The organism is Pseudoclavibacter sp. JAI123 (assembly GCF_013409665.1).
Lineage (GTDB): Bacteria > Actinomycetota > Actinomycetes > Actinomycetales > Microbacteriaceae > Pseudoclavibacter.
Genome location: NZ_JACCCM010000002.1, coordinates 1 through 20,440, shown reverse-complemented (window position 1 = coordinate 20,440; position 20,440 = coordinate 1). Strand labels below are relative to the sequence as shown.

The 20,440-nt window shown below is 68.4% G+C and carries 17 protein-coding genes; 7 read left to right on the top strand and 10 right to left on the bottom strand.

Features of this window, described 5'->3' with window-relative positions; all coding sequences use genetic code 11:
• Positions 1-16: 16 nt before the first annotated feature.
• From HDC34_RS12330 to HDC34_RS12320, 3 genes are read right to left on the bottom strand one after another with little or no spacing between them, the layout of a single operon-like run.
• Complete coding sequence (locus HDC34_RS12330) at positions 17-1,519, bottom strand: sensor histidine kinase (RefSeq protein ID WP_104252331.1); 1,503 nt, start codon at positions 1,517-1,519, stop codon at positions 17-19.
• Between the two features lie 9 nt (positions 1,520-1,528).
• Entirely contained in the window at positions 1,529-3,055 is a 1,527-nt protein-coding gene (locus tag HDC34_RS12325; RefSeq protein ID WP_179557203.1) for a septum formation inhibitor-activating ATPase, read from the bottom strand.
• A 1-nt stretch (position 3,056) separates the two neighbouring features.
• Positions 3,057-3,683 carry a hypothetical protein gene (locus HDC34_RS12320; protein ID WP_179557202.1) on the bottom strand — a complete coding sequence of 209 codons (627 nt, stop codon included), beginning with the start codon at positions 3,681-3,683 and terminating at the stop codon, positions 3,057-3,059.
• 125 nt (positions 3,684-3,808) lie between these two features.
• Here HDC34_RS12320 and HDC34_RS18070 point away from each other — a divergent pair, with 125 nt between their 5' ends.
• Positions 3,809-4,120: a helix-turn-helix domain-containing protein gene (locus tag HDC34_RS18070; protein ID WP_179557201.1), complete on the top strand. Its 312-nt coding sequence runs from the start codon at positions 3,809-3,811 to the stop codon at positions 4,118-4,120.
• Positions 4,121-4,146: 26 nt separating this feature from the next.
• Here the strand turns inward: HDC34_RS18070 and HDC34_RS12310 are convergent, their stop codons facing one another.
• Positions 4,147-4,743, bottom strand: a complete 597-nt coding sequence (locus HDC34_RS12310; protein WP_179557200.1) for a hypothetical protein — start codon at positions 4,741-4,743, stop codon at positions 4,147-4,149.
• A 138-nt stretch (positions 4,744-4,881) separates the two neighbouring features.
• Here HDC34_RS12310 and HDC34_RS12305 point away from each other — a divergent pair, with 138 nt between their 5' ends.
• Positions 4,882-5,349, top strand: coding sequence for an Rv3235 family protein (locus HDC34_RS12305; protein WP_179557199.1), 468 nt, complete (start codon positions 4,882-4,884; stop codon positions 5,347-5,349).
• Between the two features lie 94 nt (positions 5,350-5,443).
• Here the strand turns inward: HDC34_RS12305 and secA are convergent, their stop codons facing one another.
• The 6 genes from secA to mtrA form a co-directional block, all read right to left on the bottom strand.
• A complete protein-coding gene (gene secA, locus HDC34_RS12300) occupies positions 5,444-8,392 on the bottom strand; it encodes a preprotein translocase subunit SecA (RefSeq protein ID WP_179557198.1) in 2,949 nt (982 codons plus the stop codon).
• A 142-nt stretch (positions 8,393-8,534) separates the two neighbouring features.
• Positions 8,535-9,203 (bottom strand): ribosome hibernation-promoting factor, HPF/YfiA family, encoded by a 669-nt coding sequence (gene hpf / locus HDC34_RS12295; RefSeq protein WP_104252325.1) that lies wholly within the window; start codon positions 9,201-9,203, stop codon positions 8,535-8,537.
• A 138-nt stretch (positions 9,204-9,341) separates the two neighbouring features.
• Positions 9,342-10,091, bottom strand: coding sequence for a ComF family protein (locus HDC34_RS12290; protein ID WP_179557197.1), 750 nt, complete (start codon positions 10,089-10,091; stop codon positions 9,342-9,344).
• A gap of 76 nt (positions 10,092-10,167) precedes the next feature.
• Positions 10,168-11,886 (bottom strand): LpqB family beta-propeller domain-containing protein, encoded by a 1,719-nt coding sequence (locus HDC34_RS12285; RefSeq protein WP_179557196.1) that lies wholly within the window; start codon positions 11,884-11,886, stop codon positions 10,168-10,170.
• Entirely contained in the window at positions 11,883-13,916 is a 2,034-nt protein-coding gene (gene mtrB / locus HDC34_RS12280; protein WP_308807339.1) for an MtrAB system histidine kinase MtrB, read from the bottom strand. Before mtrB ends, HDC34_RS12285 begins: the two co-directional genes overlap by 4 nt.
• Position 13,917: 1 nt before the next feature.
• Complete coding sequence (gene mtrA / locus HDC34_RS12275) at positions 13,918-14,607, bottom strand: MtrAB system response regulator MtrA (RefSeq protein ID WP_104252322.1); 690 nt, start codon at positions 14,605-14,607, stop codon at positions 13,918-13,920.
• A gap of 118 nt (positions 14,608-14,725) precedes the next feature.
• Here mtrA and HDC34_RS12270 point away from each other — a divergent pair, with 118 nt between their 5' ends.
• From HDC34_RS12270 to HDC34_RS12250, 5 genes are read left to right on the top strand one after another with little or no spacing between them, the layout of a single operon-like run.
• On the top strand, positions 14,726-16,024 hold the full coding sequence (locus HDC34_RS12270) for a hypothetical protein (RefSeq protein ID WP_179557195.1): 1,299 nt from the start codon (positions 14,726-14,728) through the stop codon (positions 16,022-16,024).
• Complete coding sequence (locus HDC34_RS12265) at positions 16,024-16,701, top strand: DUF4129 domain-containing protein (protein ID WP_179557194.1); 678 nt, start codon at positions 16,024-16,026, stop codon at positions 16,699-16,701. Before HDC34_RS12270 ends, HDC34_RS12265 begins: the two co-directional genes overlap by 1 nt.
• A complete protein-coding gene (locus tag HDC34_RS12260) occupies positions 16,698-17,987 on the top strand; it encodes a DUF4350 domain-containing protein (protein ID WP_179557193.1) in 1,290 nt (429 codons plus the stop codon). Before HDC34_RS12265 ends, HDC34_RS12260 begins: the two co-directional genes overlap by 4 nt.
• Positions 17,984-18,937: a MoxR family ATPase gene (locus tag HDC34_RS12255; RefSeq protein WP_104252318.1), complete on the top strand. Its 954-nt coding sequence runs from the start codon at positions 17,984-17,986 to the stop codon at positions 18,935-18,937. Before HDC34_RS12260 ends, HDC34_RS12255 begins: the two co-directional genes overlap by 4 nt.
• Positions 18,938-18,992: 55 nt before the next feature.
• Positions 18,993-20,300, top strand: coding sequence for a DUF58 domain-containing protein (locus HDC34_RS12250; RefSeq protein WP_179557192.1), 1,308 nt, complete (start codon positions 18,993-18,995; stop codon positions 20,298-20,300).
• The last annotated feature ends 140 nt before the right edge of the window (positions 20,301-20,440 follow it).

Here is a 20,440-nt window from a genome sequence, read left to right as displayed (position 1 = left end):
GCCAGACGGGCGGCGCTCACGCGCCGCCCGTCTCGCGTTTCCAGCGACTGGGGATGAGGAGCTTCACCTGCGTTCCCTCCCCCGGCTCGGAGTGCCATTCGATGGAGCCGCCGAGCTCGCCCTCAACCAAGGTGCGGACGATCTGCGTGCCGAGACCGGCGCCGATGCGTCCGGCGACGAATCCGGAGCCCGTATCCGCCACCGTGACGGAGAGCCCACCCGGCGTCTGCTCGGCCGTGACGGTGACCTCGCCTTCCTGCCCCGCGAGTCCGTGCTCGACAGAGTTCGTGACGAGTTCGGTGAGCGCAAGGGCCAGCGGCGTCGCGTACTCGCTGGGCAGCGTTCCGAATCGACCGCTGACGACCGGTCGGACAACCGTGTTCGAGGAAGCGGACACCTCCGTGATGAGCTTCATGACGCGGAGGAACACCTCGTCGAAGTCGACGGTCTGGGAGAAGCCACCGGAGAGCGTGTCGTGCACGACCGCGATCGAGGAGACCCGACGCATGGCCTGCGTCAGCGATTCCCTGGCCTCGTCGCTCCGCGAGCGTCGGGCCTGGATACGCAGGAGCGCCGCGACGGTCTGCAGGTTGTTCTTGACGCGGTGATGGATCTCCCTGATCGTGGCGTCCTTGGTGATGAGCTCCTGCTGCTGGTGCCTGACGTCTGTCGTGTCTCGGCAGAGCACGATGGCGCCCGTGCGCTCTCCGTGCGCCCTCAGCGGCAGCGCGCGCAGTGTGACGGTGATGTCTCGCGCTTCGACGTCGGTCATCCACGGCGCACGCCCCGTGACGACGAGCGGCAGCGCCTCGTCTACCGTGACGCGGCTCTTGTCGTGCACGAGCGCTGAGGCGACCTCCGAGAGCACTTCCCCCTCGAGCTCTCCCCCGAAGCCGAGCTTGTTCATGGCGCTGAGCGCGTTGGCGCTCGCGAACGTGACGACGCCGTCTCTGTCGAGCCTGATGAGTCCGTCCGATGCTCGCGGTGCGCCGCGGCGTGAGATCTGCGGGGCCTCCGGATCGGGGAAGGCTCCCTCTTCGATCATTGCGAAGATCTCGTCGGCGCAGTCGCGGAACGTCTCTTCCTGGCGGGTGATCGAGCGTGTGCTCCCCAGGTTCGTGTGACGCGTGATGACGGCGATGGGGTGCTGGCTGACTCCCTCACCCGGCAGACGGCAGAAGACGGGTGTCACGAGCAGCTGCGTCGGGATCTCGTCGAACCAGTCCGGCTCGGTCGACCGAACGGTGATGCCCTCCTCGTAGGACCTGCGCACGGCCATCGCCCACTGCTCCCGCACGGACTGGCCGATGAGGTCGCGGTAGAAGAGCGTCGGGGCACTCGAGGGGCGCCCCTGTGCGACGGCGACGAAGTCGTCGTCCTTCGTGTGGACCCAGAGCACGACATCCGCGCACGAGAGGTCCGTGAGGAGCTGCCAGTCGGCGCTCAGCTGCAGGATCCACGACTGCTCAGCTTCACTGAGGGTTCCGCGGCGCTGGAGTTGCGATGAGAGACTCGACACTCGGTCAGCTTAGGAGTTCTGAGCTTGCAGTTCGCCGCGACCGCGCCAGAATCGACGAAACGCCGAAGTTCGTCGCCTGTTCTCACCCTTTGGTTGCCGGGTCTCGAGGCCACTGCCGGCTGAGGCCAGCAGCGTGTCCGAGACGTAGGCTCCGATCGCACGAGCGAACGCGGAGCGGGGGCTGGCGTACGAGACCGGCTCGCCGGCGAGCAGCGCACGGTCGCAGGCCGCCTGGTCGAGTGGGATGAGCGCTTGCGCCTCGAGGCCCGCGAATCGTGAGAGGACGTGCCGGATCTGACCTGCGGCGCCCAGGCCGACCGCGTCAGCTCGCACTCGGTTCACGATGACATCCGTGGGTGTGTCGTCGACGAGGTCGACGAGGTTCGCGCGGGCGCGCAGGAATCTCTGGAGGCCAACTGCCTGCCCGTCCGCGACGGCGAGCACTCGGTCCGCAGCGGTGAGGGCGGTCAGGGTCGCGGCCGAACGACGAGGCGAGAACGCGTCGCTCGCGATCTCGTCGTCGCTCTCGAGACTGAAGCCGACGTCGACGACCACGAGGTCGGCGACCTCGCGGCACTTCTCGAGCACAGTTGCCACCCGATCCCTCGCGAGTTCCGGCCACCTCGCGGGATTCGCGATGCCGGTGAGCACCAGCAGTCCACCCCGGCCGAAGGACCGCGGCACCGCGATGCGCTCGATCTCGGCGACCGTGAGTCGTGCCGCGCCCGCCAAGCGGCAGGCAGCTGCGAAGCCCGGCGCCTCGTCGGTGATGCCCAGCATTGCCGCGAGCGAGCCGCCGTAGCTGTCGGCATCGATGAGCAGCACTCGCTGCCCCATCTCGGCGGCCTTGGACGCGACCGCTGCGGCCACGGTGGATGCGCCCGGAGCGCCGTGCGGACCCCAGACCGCGAGCAGGACGCCCCTGCCGTCTGCGCGTGCCCGTCGGAGCGGCAGTGCGGTCATGCCCCGCTCGTGCGCCATGGCGCGGGTGCCGACGCTCGTGGGCATTCTGGCCGCGCGTCTGCGCTCACGTCGCCCAGCTCCCTCGCTCGTCGGGTGCTTGGGCTCGGGCTCGGGCTCGGGCTCCGCAGGGTCAGGTCGGTCCTCGTCCGAAGGCTGGAGGCTGACGGCCGGGGGCCTCGAGAATGCCACCGATCGCTGCGGAATCGGGCCGGTTGGCATGGAGCGGGAGGAGTCACCGGACGTTCTGGCGAGGAGCACCTCGATCTCGCTCCAGCTGACCGCCGCTTCGACGACCTCCGTCGCGGAGAGCGTCTCCGCGTTCCGCCGTTCCAAGTCGCTCGAGACCACGACGATCACACGCGCGCCGAACCGGGCGCACGCCGCCAGACTGCGCGGAGTCAGCGTCTCCGGCGCCCCTTGCAGCACCACGATCTCAGGTCGCAGCCGCTCGAGCGCCGTCGCGGCGGCGAGCCCACCGGAGACTCGATCGACGATGTCGTGTCCCGCCGCGATGATGCCCTCGAGGAGGCGGGCCTCGATCTCGAAGTCGATGGCAAGCAGGATCCTCGACATGTCACTGCCCCTTCTCGCGGAAGACTGGGACGAGGGCCAGCCGCGAATCGTTGCTGATCGCCGCGAGCAGTGCGGGGATCTCGGCCTTCGGCAGCAGCAGCTCCACCCGGTCCGCCTGGCTCGCGGAGAGGGCCCCTTCCCTCGGGAGGATCTTCGCGACCGTCGCATTCGACGAGGTCAGCACTGGCGCGCCGTAGGTCCCGGGGGCTGACTCCTGGCTCGACCAGAGTTCCACCGCACTGCCAGCGCCCAGCTCCGTCGGCAGCCCGCCGGAGACTTCGACGACAACCGACGACCGGCTCGAATCAGCGTCCCCGAGGGCTGACCTCGGCAGGAGCTCACCAACCTCGACCGCCTGGGTCACGAGGAACTCGCCCGTCGGCACCGTCTCCGTGCTCACGTACGCCTCCGCGCTCGGCCCGAGCACGACCTCGACGGCCACGAGGTCATCGACCGTGATCAGCTGCCCGGGTGCGATCGTCGAGGCGGCGGCGTAGGCAATTTCCGTTCGGTTCCCGGCGACGAGAACGCCGACGACACCGAGCACCGACGCGATGACGAGGAGTATTCCGAGGAAGAGCCTCGGGTCGACCCAGCGTCTCGGCTTGCGAGCCCTGCTCACGCTCATGCCACTCTTCCCTTCTTCGGTCGCCGCGAGGTGGCGACTCCGCCATCGTGGCGCAGCGCGAGAGAACCTGCAGAAGTTATCCACAACATGCGTCGATCCACGATCTGCGCGCGATAATCGAGGGCATGAACGCATCCGTTGACCCCCAGTCAATCGGCCGTTTCCTGACCCTCGCCGAGGTCTCCGAGGTCCTCAACGTCACGATGGATGTGGCGACCGGTCTCGTGCAGAGCGGGGAGCTGCCCGCGATCCGTATCGGCGGCGTCGGCGAATGGCGAGTGGAACGGACGATGCTCGAGCAGTACATCGACGACCAGTACGAGTACCAGCGACGCGTCGCTGCACTCCGCCAGGGCGAGTTCGCAGACGCCGGCGACTTCCTCGAGGCGAACGCCACACAGGATGACACGACCCCGCGCCTGCGCCCGTTGCTGTAGACAGCCCGTCGCCGGCCCCGGACCGGTCAGTCGTCAGCGAGGATCACAAGACGCAGGTCGTCGAGCGGGATGATGCGGTACGCGACGACATCCCGCGATCTTCTGGCCACCCCGCGCTCGTGGACGGCGACATCGACGTGGTCGCGAGCGACCCGGTCGATGGTGCCCACGATCGTGCCGGTGGTCACCACGAACTCGCACTGCCGGCGACGCCGCCCGAGGTCCCGCAGCGCGAATGCGAGGCCGAGTCGCCCGGACAGGTCACCTGGACCGCTCGCGGCCGGTTCGCGCAGACTTGCGACGAGTTGCTCCTCAGTGAGCACCAGGGACGCGATACCCGCCGTCGGGACGATGCAGACGCGCGCCCGACCCGATTCCGCGAGCAGTTCGGCTGACAGCCAGTCGCTGCCGAACGCCTTCGGGCGCACGGCCACGAGGGAACCGTCCGACAGCTGCAGGGAAATGGGCGCCGAACTGGTCTCCGCGAGCGCGACGAGACGCTCGCGCACCGTCAGTCGACCCACGCGAAGTCGCTCCTCGTCGACGGCGCGCCTGGCGGCCTCGTCGTCGAGCGCCCCCTGCAGCTCGCCCGCGAGGTCATCGAACAGATCGTCCCATCGCACCTCGACAGCGTAGAGTTCACGGCCCGTGCGACCGGAGTTATCCACAGGGGAGTTCACCCCTCGCGAGCACCGGGAGCGACGTGGTTTCATGTCGCCAGGCGGTTCGGGGGGAATCGTCTGAGATCCGACGGGGGCAGTATGTCGCCAACGCGCAGCACCAGGGCGCTCCGCGCCATCGATGCGCCACAATCAACGCTTTCCGCGGCGGCGGGCGAACTCATCGACGCCGACCCGCTCTTCGTCCGGGAACGCACGGCCGCGAGCGACCTTCCCGATCCAGCTCCACTGGTCTCGAATCTGGCCCGAAGCGTCGTCGAGGTCATCTCCGGGGTCCGCGACATCGAGCAGCTGTCCAGGTGGGTGACCGACGACGTCTACCGTCACCTGCTCATTCGCACGCAGCACGCAGCACGAGCGAGGCAGGCGCGACGGCGTCCAACTCGCCGGCCGAACTTCGTCGAGCTGAGCGTGCGCATTCAGGCGACGACGGAGAACATCGTCGATGCCGTCGTCGTCCTCGACTTCGGCGCGCGGGTCAGAGCCGTGACCGTGCGCCTCGAGGGTCTCGACCGGCGCTGGCGGGCATCCGCCATCCACGTCCTCTGAACTGCCCAGCGCGACGAGAACGCCTCGGCGGACGTGCCACCACGAGTGGTGGCGCGTCCGCCGAGGCGTCTGCTCTGCTCCCGGGAGCTGGCCGCTACTTCTTGCGGCGTCGCTGAGCGCGGTTGCCCGCGGGCTGCCCACCAGGCTTCGACGTCGCGCCCTTGCCGAACGAGCTGCCTGCGGCCGGGCTGTCGCCGTCAGACGGGGACGCCTGCTCGGCCGCCTGCCGCTTCGCGGGGTTCCCTGAACGCGAGGCTGGCTGGCGCGAGCGTGTTGCCTGCTGTGTGCTGGCCACCGGCGATGCCTGCTCCTCACCGGCCTCGCCGCGAGCCTGGTCGAGCGCGGAGGAGGTGCCGAGGTCCCGCTCGCGGCGCTTGGCCTCCGCAGTCGCCCGCTGGTTGAGCTGACCGCGCTCGTTGCGCACCTCGACCTCACCCTGGTCGGTAGCTGCCGAGTAGCTGAGCGCGGTCTGCGCCTTCTCGTCGAGCCCCTTCGCGACGATCTGCACGTCGGGCGTCTCGCTGGCGGACGGCGTCTCGTCCTTCTTGACCGTGACCTCGAGGTTGTAGAGGAAGCCGACGGATTCCTCGCGGATGCTGCCGAGCATCTGCTGGAACATCGCGAAGCCCTCGCGGGTGTACTCGACGAGCGGGTCACGCTGCGCCATGGCGCGGAGGCCGATGCCGTCCTTGAGGTTGTCCATCTCGTAGAGGTGGTCGCGCCACTTCCGGTCGATGACGCTCAGCACGACGCGTCGCTCGAGCTCGCGAGTGGCCTCCGTGCCGATCGATGCTTCGCGGCGCTCGTAGGCGTGGCGTGCATCGGAGAGGACCTCCTCCTCGAGGAGCTTCCGCGTGAGCTTGCTGCGCCCACCCGCTTCCTCGAAGAGCTCCTCCTCGGTGATGCCGACCGGGTACAGCTGCTTGAGGTCTGTCCAGAGGGCCTCGAATTCCCAGTCGTCGCCCGTGCCATCTCCCGTGTGCTCCTGGATGATGTCGTCGATCGCGTCAGTGAGGAAGTTCTGCACCTTGTCGGCGATGTCGTCGCCTTCGAGGATGCGGCGGCGGTCGCTGTAGATCGCTGTGCGCTGCTCGTTGAGCACGTTGTCGTACTTGAGCACGTTCTTGCGGATCTCCGCGTTGCGCGACTCGACCTGCGACTGCGCCGAGCGGATGGCGCGCGAGACGATGCGCGACTCGAGTGCGAGATCGTCTGGCGTGCCGTCGCCGGCCATGATCGCGCGGGTCGCACCGGTGTTGAAGAGGCGCATGAGGTCGTCCGTCATGGACAGGTAGAAGCGGCTCTCGCCCGGGTCCCCCTGACGTCCGGAGCGTCCACGCAGCTGGTTGTCGATTCGACGCGACTCGTGGCGCTCGGTGCCGAGCACGTAGAGGCCGCCCGCTTCCGCGACTGCGTCGGCCTCGCCCTTGACCTGCTCCTTCATGGCGGAGAAGACCTCGAGCCACTTCTCGTCGTACTCGTCGGCGTTCTCCTGCGGGTCGAGGCCGAGGGCGGTCATCTCGGCGACCGCGAGGAACTCGGCGTTACCGCCGAGCATGATGTCGGTACCGCGACCGGCCATGTTCGTGGCGACCGTGACCGCGCCCTTGCGACCAGCCTGAGCGACGATCGCGGCCTCGCGCGCGTGGTTCTTCGCGTTGAGCACCTCGTGCTTGATTCCGCGCTTCGCCAAGAGCTTCGAGAGGTACTCGCTCTTCTCGACGCTGGTCGTGCCGACGAGCACGGGCTGTCCGGTCTCGTGCCGCTCGACGATGTCCTCGACGACCTGGTCGAACTTGACCTTCTCGTTCTTGTAGACGAGGTCGGGGTTGTCCTTGCGCTGCATCGGACGGTTCGTGCGGATGGGCACCACACCGAGTTTGTAGGTGCTCATGAACTCGGCCGCTTCGGTCTCGGCCGTACCGGTCATGCCCGCGAGCTTGTCGTACATGAGGAAGTAGTTCTGCAGGGTGACCGTGGCCATCGTCTGGTTCTCGGCCTTGATCTGCACCCCTTCCTTCGCCTCGATCGCCTGGTGCAGGCCCTCGTTGTATCGGCGCCCTTTGAGGATGCGGCCCGTGTGCTCGTCGACGATGTTGACCTCGCCGTTCTGCACGACGTATTCCTTGTCGCGCTTGAAAAGCGCCTTCGCCTTGATGGCGTTGTTCAGGAACGAGATGAGCGGCGTGTTCGCCGACTCGTACAGGTTGTCGATGCCGAGGGCGTCCTCGACGCGGTCGATGCCGGGCTCCAGGACGCCGATCGTGCGCTTCTTCTCGTCGACCTCGTAGTCGCGACCTTCCTTGAGCTTGCGCACGATGGAGGCGAACTCCGAGTACCAGCGGTTCGCGTCACCCTGAGCGGGGCCGGAGATGATGAGCGGGGTGCGAGCTTCGTCGATGAGGATGGAGTCGACCTCGTCCACGATGGCGAAGAAGTGCTCGCGCTGAACCATGTCCTCGGCACGCCAGGCCATGTTGTCGCGGAGGTAGTCGAAGCCGAACTCGTTGTTCGTGCCGTAGGTGACGTCGGCCGCGTACTGCTCGCGGCGCTCCGCGGGCGACTGGCCGGAGACGATGCAGCCCGTGGTCATGCCGAGGGCGCGGAACACGCGGCCCATGAGGTCGGACTGGTAGCTCGCGAGGAAGTCGTTGACCGTGACGACGTGCACGCCCTTGCCCGCGATGGCATTGAGGTAGGCGGGCAGCGTCGCGACGAGGGTCTTGCCCTCACCGGTCTTCATCTCAGCGATGTTGCCGAGGTGCAGGGCGGCCCCACCCATGAGCTGCACGTCGTAGTGGCGGAGACCGAGCACACGACCAGCGGCCTCGCGGACGGCGCCGAACGCCTCCGGCAGGAGCGCGTCGAGCGACTCCCCCGCTTCGTGCCGCTCGCGGAAGGATGCGGTGATGTCGCGCAGCTCATCGTCGCTGTACTCCTTGAAGGCGTCCTCGAGGCGTCCGACCTGCTTGGCGATGCTCTCGAGCTTGCGAAGGGTGCGCCCTTCGCCCATGCGGAGAATCTTCTCGAGAACTGAGGCCAAGGTCTGCTCCTACTGGTTGACGCAAGCGGCGCGAGAGCGCGCTGAGAGGCACAGCCCATGCTGTGCATATTCGTTGATTCTACGCACCTCGCCCCGACCGATGCTGGACGCATCGACCGGGGCGAGGCTGAGCAAGCTGGGCTCAGGAGACGGGAACCTCGTTCTCGTCGAGCGCGATGACGCCGTAGTCCCAGCCGCGCCGGCGGTACACGACGCTCGGGCGGAGCGACTCGCTCTCGATGAAGAGGAAGAAGTCGTGGCCGAGGAGCTCCATGTGATCGACGGCTTCGTCGTTGCTGAGGCGCTTCGGGGCGAACGTCTTCTCGCGGATCACGACGGGCGAGTAGAGCTCGTCCAGCTGCTCTTCTTCCGCAGCGATCTCCGAGGCGGTGCCGCCGTTCTCGACGAGCCTGATCGTGTCCGTGTCAGCGGGAACCACATCGATCTGCGAGAAGTTGTCTGCGGCCGCCTCTTGGAGGCGGAGGGGGGTGTGCTGTCCGCGGTGGATCTTCTTGCGGTCCTTGTTGCGACGGAGGCGCTCGACGAGCTTGTCGAGCGCGAGATCGAAGGCTGCGTACTTGTCACCGGCTTCGGCTTCTGCGCGGATGAGCGGGCCGGGGCCGAAGAGCGTGATCTCGACCTTGCCCTTGTCGAGCAGGTTGCCCGCGCGGTCCGTGCGCTTGGTCAGCTTGATTTCCGCCGCCTGCGTCTTGCCATCGAGCAACGAGACCTTGGCGAGCGCTTTCTCCGTGGCGTACTCGCGGAAACGGTCCGGGATCTCGGTGTTGCGACCGGTGATCGTGATTTCCATGTCACTCTCCTGTCGTTCTGCACGAGGCCGAGGTGTCACTGCCTCGTGATGCTGTGCCGCAATCGTAGACCCCTATTCGCCCGGTGTTATCTGCGACTTCGCAGGCATGCCGTACCCTCCGCGCGTGTCGAGTGCGGCTCACGGGTGATGCGGTGCTCTCCGCCTGGTCTCCGCGATGACAGCGCAGCCGACGACCACCGCCCCAACGGCTTCCAGTGCGCGCACCGATTCCCTGATCGTCGCGCCGCTCGTGACGACATCGTCGACCAGGACGACCCGCGCACCGGCGAGCCTGGGGTCAGCGACGTAGGCGTCCTCGAGGTTCGCCGCCCTGGCGTGCTGGGAGAGCCCCGCCTGATCGCGGACCGGCCGGGTGATGCGGAGCCCGCCGACGCCGCGCGTCCCGGGCACCGCAGCCTCCCAGAGCATGGCGAGGTGGGCGTACCCGCGCACACGACGAGACTTCGGCGAGGAGGGCGCGAGCACCGGAACCCACGCGGGTTGCGGTCCGGTCGTGGATGCGGGGGCTCGCGTGGACTCCGCCAGTGCGCTGATCGCGCTCCGCAGAAGGAGGCCGAGCGGGCGGGCCGCGTCCGTCCTCCCACGTTCCTTGAGCGCCGCGATGAGCGCCTTGGTCGGTCCTGCATAGTCGGACGCGGCGATGACCGGGATGCGGCTGCCGTCGACGGCGACGACGGGCAGCTCGCACGCCCGGACGAACGTGTCGCGCGCGAGGTGCTCAGCGCACCGCCGGCACAGGGCCCGATCGACGGCTCCGCACGCGGCGCATGTGACCGGCAGGACCACCGCGAGCGCGTCGAGCGCATCCGCGCGCAGCCGCTCGAGCCACGTGCGCAGAAGCGCGACCTGCATCGACGGCGGCGACATCCTGCCAGCTTGCCTCAGCCTGGTCCGCGGTCTCCCCCGGCGGCTGAGACTGTGGAGAACCGCCTCAGCGCATCCGTCACACCTGCGTCAGGATGAAGTCGACGACGGCGTCCGACTGCTGCCACCTGTTGCCCTTCGGCACGTAGATGTGGTGGTCCTTGTCGAGCACTCGCAGCCCGGCAGGGGTGTTGCTTCCCGTGATCTGCTGCCCGTCGAGCACCGCACCGTTGACGCTGACCGTGCCGCCGACCGTCTGAGTCCGGACCTCGGCGGTCCCCTCGCTGCCAACCGCGAGGACGGCGAGCGACGTCTCGTCGACCCAGGCGAGGTCGACCGGCGAGGCTCCGCCCGGTTCGAGGACGAGCGGGACGCCGAGCGCCACTGGTCGATTCGTGCTCGGCTCACGCTCGATCGCCATGACGGCGACCCGCACCCCGACGGAGCTGTTCTCGAGCACGGCCAGCCTCGCGCCGTCGCGCGACACGGCGATGGCCCGGTACCCGGTGGCTCCGACGTTCTCCGCGGGCTCGAGCCAGCTGTGCTGGCGGTCCTCGACGTCGGTCGCGCGGAGCCCGGGCCCGTCCGTGCTCCCCGTCCAGGTGTACCCCCAGCTGTCCAGGCTCATGGCCAACGGACCCGGCCGCGCGTCCACGAGCAGGGGTTCAGGATCGGAGATGGGCGTCGTGAAGACGCCGTTCGGGGTCACGAAGGATGCGACGTCGCCGTCGGCGGAGTAGGCGCCCTTCTGCGGGCTGAGCGAGGCGAGCGCGCCCTGCAGGGCCGCCGTCTCTGGCGATGCCGTGACGTTGACGCCGCCGAGGAAGCCGAGTTCGCCGCTCTTGTACACGAGCGGCGTGCTCGTCACCTGGCGGTTGACCACGACCTCATCCTCCGGAGGAAGCTCCTGGTCGATGGGGACACCCGTGATCGACATGGTGACGCTCGTGATCGCCTCGAAGTCCGCGAAGCTCTCGGTGAGCTGCAGGAGCATCCGCGAGTACTGGTCGGGTGAGGTCGAGGAGAGACTCGACGAGAAGTCCACGTCGGCGACATCCCCTTCGACGGTGACCGCCCCCAGCAGTGAGACACCGGACGGGATAGCGCTGACGACGTTGCCCTCGGCGAGCCAGGGGGCTGGGCCGTTCACGAGCGCGCGGGCGATCCGCGTCAGCGCTGTCTGCTGCGCGTCGAACCAGCGCACGTCCGGCACGAGCCGCGAGAGGGTGTCGTCGTAGAAGTAGAGCGTGTAGCTCTTGAAGAGGCTGCGGAAGTTCTGGCTGAGCAGCACGATGCCCGGTGGGGCCTCCGTGATCCTCCACTCGCCGGCGGAGTCCTGGGCGAGCGTGAACTCGAGCCGTTCCGTCGTTCCGCTCTTCAGCTCACTGTAGAGGCCTTCCGAGTCGACGCTCGCCGAGGACTTGTAGCTGGCTTGGATGCTGTCCGGCCCCGCATCGACCACGTCCGGCACGGATGCCGTGATGAGGATGCGCGCGTTCGGGTCCCACTCCTGTCGGTACGAGTCCGCGAGGTACTCTCTCGCGACCTCGTAGTCGTTCTGCGTTCCGGTTCCCGCGTCGAGGAACCCCTCGACGATCTCCTCGCGGCTCATCCCGTCGCGGGGGGCGTCAGGGAAGAAGCTGTAGGACTGGTCGCTCTCCTGCTGCTCGGACTCTCCGGCCAGAACCTGGCCGGAGGTCGGGATGCGGGCGCATCCGGCGAGCACGAGCACGGCGAGGACCACGATCGCGGCGGTCGCGCTGCGCGCGGCGCGACGTCGGTACGCTGCTCGTGTCACTTCGGGTCCTCCTGGTCCTGATCGCGGCTCGCACCGGCGGTGTCGCTGTCCAGGCCATCGTCGTGGTCGCTGCTGGGAAGCGACGGCACGGAGTCGGGGGCCGAGCTCGTCACGACGACCGCCTCGGCGTCGTCCCAGGGCGCTGGTGCCTGCGTCGGCTCGTCCAGGGAGGCGGTCTCGATGACGTCCATCGAGTTCGTGGGGGCCGAGGAGACGATCGACTCCGCGTTCGAGGAGCGCATGCCGACGAGGTCAGGGAGCTCGATGGGCTGCGTGTCGACGTCCTCGTCGGTGAACGCCTCGGAGGACACGTCCTCCTGCTCGATCGTGATGGTCGCGGCCCCGGCGTCACCCGGCTCGAGTGGGAGCGGCGACCCCATGATCTTGCCACCCACGAACCGCGGGAGCGTGAGCCGGAAGTTCGTCCCCTTGCCGGGCTCGGACCACACCTCGAGGCGTCCTTCGTGCAGGCGGACGTCCTCGAGCGAGATCGCGAGCCCGAGCCCCGACCCGCCCATCGTGCGCTTGCGGGACGGATCAGCGCGCCAGAACCGGTCGAAGACCCTCGTCCGCTCCGCCTCGGTCATGCCGATGCCGTAGTCGCGCACCGAGAGGGCGACCGCCGACTCGTTGGAATCGACCGAGACCACGATGGGCTTGGCCTCCCCGTGCTCGATGGCGTTCCCGAGGAGGTTGCGCACGACCCGGTTGATGCGACGTGCGTCGAATTCCGACTCGCCGTATCCGCCTGGTGCCTTGAGGACGAGGCGTGTGCCGTGGTCGAGCGCGACCGGGGTCATGGCCCCGATGACGTCGTCGGCGACCGTCGCGAGGCTGTTCGATTCGCGCAGGATCTCCACCGCGCCCGCGTCGTACCTCGAGATCTCGAGGAGATCGGCGAGGAGGATCTCGAACCGCTCGATCTGGTCGTGCAGCAGCTCGACCGAGCGAGCCGTGACGGTGTCGAAGTCGTCGCGTCGGTCGAAGAGCATCCCACCGGCGAGACGGATGGTCGTGAGCGGCGTCCGCAGCTCGTGCGAGACGTCCGAGACGAAGCGCTGCTGCACCTGGGACAGGTTCGCGAGCCGCTCGATCTGGTCCTGCAGGCTGTCCGCCATCTCGTTGAACGATCTGGCCAGCGTGGCGATGTCGTCCTCGCCGGACTCGGGGACACGCTGCTCGAGGTGGCCGGCGGCGAGGCGTCGGCTCGTCTTCGCCGCCTCGCGGATGGGCTGGATGACGGCGCGCATGACGAATCCCGTGATGACGGCGACGAGCAGGACCAGCACGATCATGGCGACGACGAGGGTGCGCTGCACGAAGTCGAGCGTCTGCTGGGTCTCCTCCATCGAGTACACGAAGTACATCTCGTACTGGCCGAGGTTCTGCACGGTGACGGTTGAGCCGATGACGATGCCGGGGACGACGTTGCCGAGCTCGTCGACGAGCGCGATCGACTGATAGTGCGTCTGCGGGGAGGTCGACGCGGCACCGGTCGCGGTCGTGTCCGCCCCTGCGCTGACCGCTTCCTTAAGCTCATCGGAGACGAGGTCTGCGGACACGGGTCCCTTCGCGAGTGCTCGCAGCTCGTTCGACTGCTCACCCGTCCCTGACCCGCTCTGCATGAAGATGACGCCGTAGCTGTTCGCCGCGGAGTCCTGCGCCGCATCCACTGCGACGGTCTGCAGCGTCTCCAGGGCCGCGCTGTCCGTCTCCTCGCCCGACGCGAAGACGGTCTGGGCCGCCGTCACGGCACGCTCGGTCTCGGAGACGAGCGGCCGAAGCCTCGAGTTGAAGAGGTCGCTCGCGATCGAGTTCGACATGACGAAACCGACCGACAGCACCGTCGCGGTCGTCAGCGCGACCGAGAGCGCGATCGTGCGGAACGGCAGCGACGTGCGCCAGAGGAACACGAGGTTCCGCCACACGCCGCGGGCGGACCGCCACCGGTAGGGGACGCGGATGCCCTCCGTGTCGACGTCGGAGGACCGAGGAGAGGTGGAGGTCGCGCGCGGTATCACTGCGCTCACGTCAGGAGAATGCGGTGGTGTTCCCAGCGCGGTAGCCCACGCCGCGAACCGTCGCCACGATCTTCGGATGGTCCGGGTCGTGCTCGACCTTCGCGCGCAGGCGCTGCACGTGCACGTTCACGAGTCGCGTATCCGCCTTGTACTGGTAGCCCCAGACCTGCTCGAGGAGCTCCTCGCGCGTGAAGACCTTCTGCGGCTTCGCCGCGAGGGTCAGGAGCAGGTCGAACTCGAGAGGCGTCAGGTTGATCTGCTCGTCGCCTCGCAGGACCTCGTGCGCGTTCACGTTCAGGGTCAGGTCGCCGACGCGGATGATGCTCTGCACCTCCGGCTGGCTGGCGCGAAGTCGCGTCTTGATGCGTGCGACGAGCTCCTTCGGGTTGAAGGGCTTGACGATGTAGTCGTCGGCACCGGCCTCGAGGCCGCGCACCACGTCGGTCGTGTCCGACTTCGCGGTGAGCATGATGATCGGGGTCCCGGATTCGGCGCGCAGCAGGTGGCAGATCTGGATGCCGTCGAGCCCAGGGAGCATGACGTCGAGCAGCACGAGCTCCGGCTTGACCCGACGGAACTCGCCGAGGGCAGCCGCGCCGTCACCGCAGAACTCCGGTTCGTAGCCCTCAGCTCTGAGCACGATGCCGATCATCTCCGAGAGCGCGAGGTCGTCATCGACCACGAGGATGCGTTCGCCCACAGAACCCTCCCTGTTCCAGAACCCGCACGAGACCGGGCGGTTCCCTCAGCGTAGCGGGCGTAGCCTCCTCAGAGGCTCAACCCAGAGAGCGCGGCGAGCAGTATGCCACGATGGGCGGGTGACGCATGGCCCATACGAGCACTCACCAGAGCCCAACCACGCGTATCCGCCGCCACCCGGAGCGCCGTCGAGCGGCGGGTTCGAGCAGGGAGCCCAGTGGCCCGCGCCGCAGCCTGCCCCCGGCTCGTCGAACTGGCAGTACGGCCCTCCGCCGGAATCCGGGTACGGGCAGCAGCCCGGTGGCCAGTGGATGCCGGCCCCGACTCCTGGCCTGTTCCCGTTGCGTCCACTCGCGTTCGGGGATGCGCTCGCCGCCACCTTCCGGCTCTTCCGCACGTCCCCCAAGACGACCCTCGGCAGCGCCGTCATCGTCATGGGCGCGACCACGCTCTTCGCGAGTCTCCTTCCGGTGGTCGTCGGCATGCTCATGTTCACGCGCATCCCATTCGGCGGAAGCCAGGAGGACATCACGCCGATGCTGGTGTCCTCCATCACGCTGACCTCGCTCGCCGCGCTCTTCGGCTTGGCCATCGCCGGCGTCGGCTCGGCGCTCCTGCAGGGCATTCTCGTGCGCGTCGTCGCACGCGGGGCGATCGGCGAGAAGCTCGGCTTCAAGGAAGCCTGGCGCGCCGGGTGGCGCGGCATCTGGCGCCTCATCGGCTATGCGCTGATCGTCGGCGTCGGCTCGCTCCTCCTCATCGCCATCGGCTGGCTGCTCATCCCGTTCATCCTGTTCATGGTCCTCTCTGGCTCAGGAGCAGACGAGGCGACGATGGCCGGTTCCATCGGTCTCGGCGTGATCTTCACGCTGCTGCTGGGCGGCGCGACGGTCGTCCTCATGGTGTGGGTGGGCATCAAGATCATGTTCGCTCCGAGTGCCATCGTGCTCGAGGGGCTCGGGCCCATCGCGGCCATCCGGCGCAGCTGGGGTCTCTCCCACGGCAGCTTCTGGCGGGTGCTCGGCATCGTGGTCGTCATCCAGGTGATCCTGAACTTCGCGACGGGGGCGGTCTCGACGGTCGCGCAACTGGCCGTCAGCATGGGCCAGGTCATCCTCACGCCGCTCGGCACCGGGCAGTCGACGGAACCGCAGCCCGGCACGATCGTCGCCTTCGCAGTCATCCTGCTGCTCACCTCAGCGCTGCAGGTCCTGCTCGGGGCGATCGTCCTCGTGCTCACCAGCGGAAACGCCACGATCCTGTACTTCGATCTGCGGATGCGGAAGGAAGGGCTCGGCGTGACCCTCCAGCGGTACGCGGAGCAGTCGTCAGCTGGCGCGGAGATCACCGACGCCGACTTCGATGTGCAGCGGGAGCAGCACCCGGCGCCCATGACCGCTCCGGGATACGCGCGCTGATGGGCTTTGGCCCCTGGGCCGGCTCCGGAGAGCCCCCTCTGGAGATCGATGAGGACCGAGCCCGAGACCTGCTGCAGGGCGAGCTCGCCAAGAGCGAGTACACGCAGGCCTCGCCGACCTGGCTCGACCTGTGGATCGATGACTTCTGGAACTGGGTCAACGACATCCTGCAGCCCATCGACGGCGTTCCCGGTGGGCTCTCGCCGATCGCGCTCGTGCTCGGCGCGATCGTCGTCCTCGCCGTCATCGCGTTGCTCGTGGGTCGCCCGATCCTCGTTCAGCGCGCGAGGCGCAGGTCGGCGCTCTCACCTGATCTGTTCGACGGTGACGAGCGCTCCGCGCAGGAGCTGCGGGCCTCCGCCGCCGCCGCGGGGGCACGGGGTGACTTCGAGACTGCCGTCATCGAGCAGTTCAGGGCGCTCGCGCGGGCCGTGCATGACCGCACCGTGATCGCACTGAGCCCCGGCATGACCGCGACGGCCGTCGCTGAGGCGACGACCTCTGCGTTTCCGGGGCAGGCGCCCGGGCTGCACCGAGCTGCCCGGTCGTTCAACGCGGCCAGATACCTGGGCCTCGGCGCGTCAGAGGACGACTGGCTCGCGTTGCGCGAGGTGGATTCGGCGCTGCAGGCGGCCAAGCCGGTGGCGCTCACCTCGTTCTCGGGTCGCGCCTCATGAGCCTCACGCAGGAAGCGACGCCGACGCTCGCAGAGCGTTTGAGGCGAGCACGTCCGTGGCTCCTCATCGCCGTAGGCGCCGTCGTGATCGCCGTGACCAGCGCGCTCATCGCGGGCGGTGTCGCGAGCGCCAACTCCCCCTATCTCGGTGTCGACTCCGCACGCCCCAATGGGGCGAAAGCCGTGTTCACCGTGCTCGGCGAGCAGGGAGTTCAGACGAGCAGCGCGGAGAGCATCGATGACGCCCGGTCGCGGCTCCAGGACGCCGAGGGGGAGACGACGTTGGTCGTGCACGACCGCGACGGCATCGCGGTCGATGAGCTGGCGGCTCAGATCGCTGACCTGGACGCGGACAGGGTTGTCCTGCTCGCTCCGAGCCGCGGCCTCCTCGAAGCCTTCGGCGGGGCGATCACGGTCGGTGGGGTCGGGGCCGCGGGTGAAGCGGGAGATGTCGTCGAGGCGGGCGCGGAATGCGCTGCGCCCCTCTCCGAGCTGGCACCCGAGATCTCGCAGCGAGGAGCTCGGCTCTATCAGCTCGACGACGCTGCCGCGGGCGGCAGCGCCTGCTACGCCGAGTCGGAGCGATTCGCCTACGTCGAGACGACGCTTGCCTCGGGGACGACGCTTTCCGCGCTGGGGGCGACGGACAACCTGAGCAACGGCGACGTGCTGAGCTCCGCGAACGCGGCCATGGGGCTCGCGGTGCTCGGACAGACCCAGTCGCTCGTCTGGTACACGCCTGGAATCTCGGACGCGGAGGCCGTCTTCGGCGTCGAGCCCTCACTCGATGCGTTCGTGCCGCCTTGGCTGACGCCGAGCATCCTGATCGCCCTCGCCACGCTGCTCGCGGTCATGGTCTGGCGCGGTCGCCGCTTCGGGCCGCTCGTCGAGGAGCGCCTGCCGGTGATCGTCGAGGCGTCGGAGACCATGCACGGCCGCGGACGGCTCTACGCCCAGCAGCGCGCGCGTCTGCGCGCGCTCGACAACCTCCGCATCGGCACGACCACCCGGCTCGCGAAGTCGCTCGGGCTGGCCAAAGCCAGCAGCGTGCAGGAGATCATCACCTCGAGCGCGGCCATCCTCGGCGCGAACCGAGCAGCCATCGCCTGGACCCTCCTTGACGCCGTCCCCGGCAGCGAGGCCGAGCTGCTCGACCTCAGCCAGGCCCTGCTGACCCTGGAACGAGCGGTCGCCGAAGCGGCTGATCCCGGCCGCGGTCCCGTCAGCACAGGCCCCAGCACCACCGATCAGAGTTCCACCGCCGAGAAATCCGGAGGCCCAGTATGAGCACCGATGTCCGTGAAGCACTGCAGCGAGTCAGAGGCGAGGTCGCCAAGGCCGTCGTCGGACAGGAGCGAGCGGTTGACGGTCTCCTCGTCGCCCTGCTCGCCGGCGGCCACGCCCTGCTCGAGGGCATTCCAGGGGTCGGCAAGACCCTCCTCGTGCGGACCCTGAGCGAGACGCTGTCGCTCGACACAAAGCGCGTGCAGTTCACGCCAGACCTCATGCCAGGTGACATCACGGGCTCACTGGTCTACGACGCTGCCGCTGGCGAGTTCGAGTTCCGCGAGGGCCCGGTGTTCACGAACATCCTGCTCGCCGATGAGATCAACCGCACGCCGCCGAAGACCCAGTCGGCCCTGCTCGAGGCGATGGAGGAACGTCAAGTGTCCGCGGACGGGGTGACGCGCGCGCTCCCCTCCCCCTTCCTCGTCGCCGCGACCATGAACCCCATCGAGTACGAGGGCACGTACACCCTCCCGGAGGCTCAGCTCGACCGCTTCCTTCTGAAGCTCGTGCTCGAGCTGCCGTCTCGAGACGCCGAGTTCGAGGTGCTGCGCCGGCATGCCGCGGGGTTCTCTCCCCGGGACCTGCGCGCCGCAGGGGTGCGAAGCGCGCTCACGGCCGAGGAGCTCAGGCGCGCTCAGGCCGAGGCGGCGGCTGTCGATGTCCGGGCAGACGTGCTCGCGTACATCGTCGATATCGCTCGGGCCACCCGCCAGTCGCCGTCCGTTCGCATGGGCGTCTCTCCCCGTGGGGCGACCGCCCTCATGTCGGCGAGCAAGGCATTCGCGTACCTCAGCGGGTACCAGGCGGTGACGCCCGACCACGTGCAGGCGATGTCGCTTCCGGTGCTTCGGCACCGACTGCAGCTTCGACCGGAAGCCGAGCTCGAGGGGGTCGGCGCGGACGCGATCCTTCGCTCGATCCTCGCGCAGGTCCAGGTACCCATCTGATCCGGCAGCTGCGGGTGCTCGTCGAAGTTGCAGGTCTGAAGGGAAGCGTGAGCGCATGGTGGTGAGCGGACGTCTGGTGCTCCTGACTGCGGTCGGCGCCGTCCCAGTGGTGCTCTTCGGGCAGACAGCGGAGTCTGCGTACGTGACGCTCGCGATCTGGCTGCTCTTCGTTCTCCTGACGTCGATTGCAGACGTCTTGCTCGCCGGCGCCCCGCGCCACGTCGAGATCGAGCGTGACCTGCCCGCTCGAGTACGGCTGGGGGAAGACGCCGTGAGCAGGGTCGCGATCACGAACCGAGGATCGCGCACGCTCCGGCTCCAGGTCAGGGACGGCTGGGAGCCGACCGCGGGTGCAACGCAGCAGCGACCCAAGCTCGATGTGCCGTCCGGCGAGCGACGTGTGGCGGAGTTCCCGCTTCGTCCTTCGCGTCGCGGCGACCGGAGGTCCGAGCTCGTCACCCTCAGGAGCTGGGGGCCCATGGGCTTGGCTGCCCGGCAGGTGAGCCTCGCCGACCGCGGCGTGCTCCGGGTGCTGCCCCCGTTCAATTCGCGCAAGCATCTGCCGTCGCGTCTCGCGCGGCTGCGGGAGCTGGATGGGGCGACGCGTCTCATGGTTCGCGGGCAGGGGACCGAGTTCGATTCGCTGCGCGAGTATGTCCGAGGGGATGACGTCCGTTCGATCGATTGGCGCGCCACGGCTCGGCGCCAGGACCTCGTCGTGCGAACGTGGCGCCCGGAGCGCGACCGCCGTGTGGTCATCGTCATCGATACCGGACGCACCTCTGCGGCCCGTGTTGCCGACGAGACGCGTTTGGATACGGCGATCGAGTCGGCGCTGCTGCTGGCGGCGCTGGCGACTCGTGCTGGCGATCGCGTGGACGTGGTCGCCTGGGACCGCCGGGTGCGCGCACGCGTCCAGGGTGTCTCCGGTGCCGAGCTGCTGAGCCGCATGGTCGAGTCCCTCGCGGATGTGGAGCCTGAGCTGATCGCCACGGACTGGCGGGCGATCCCCGGCCTCGTGCGCGGTGTGACGACGCATCGGTCGCTTGTCGTGATTCTTTCGACGCTCGAGACGGGTGGCACGCTTGAACCGGTCATCGCCGCTCTGCCGCAGCTGGCGAGCAAGCACGTGGTGGTGCTCGGGTCTGTGTTGAATCCGGATGTGCACGAGGTGGCGCTCCGCCGGGATACCCGCGAGCAGACGTACGCGGCCTCGGCCGCCGAGCGGGCCTTGCTGGATCAGGAGCGGGTCCGCCAGACGGTTCGTCGTCTTGGCGGGGACACGGTCACGGGTACCCCGTCGGCGCTGCCTCCTGCGATCGCCGACCACTACATAGAGCTGAAGGCGACTGGTCGACTGTAGGCAACGAAGGGTTTTCGGGCAACAAAAAAGCCGGGGTTGGTGGGCGAGGAGCATCTCTGCTCACTCACCAACCAACCCCGGCTCATGAAGAAGTCCGGCGGTGACCTACTCTCCCACAGGGTCCCCCCTGCAGTACCATC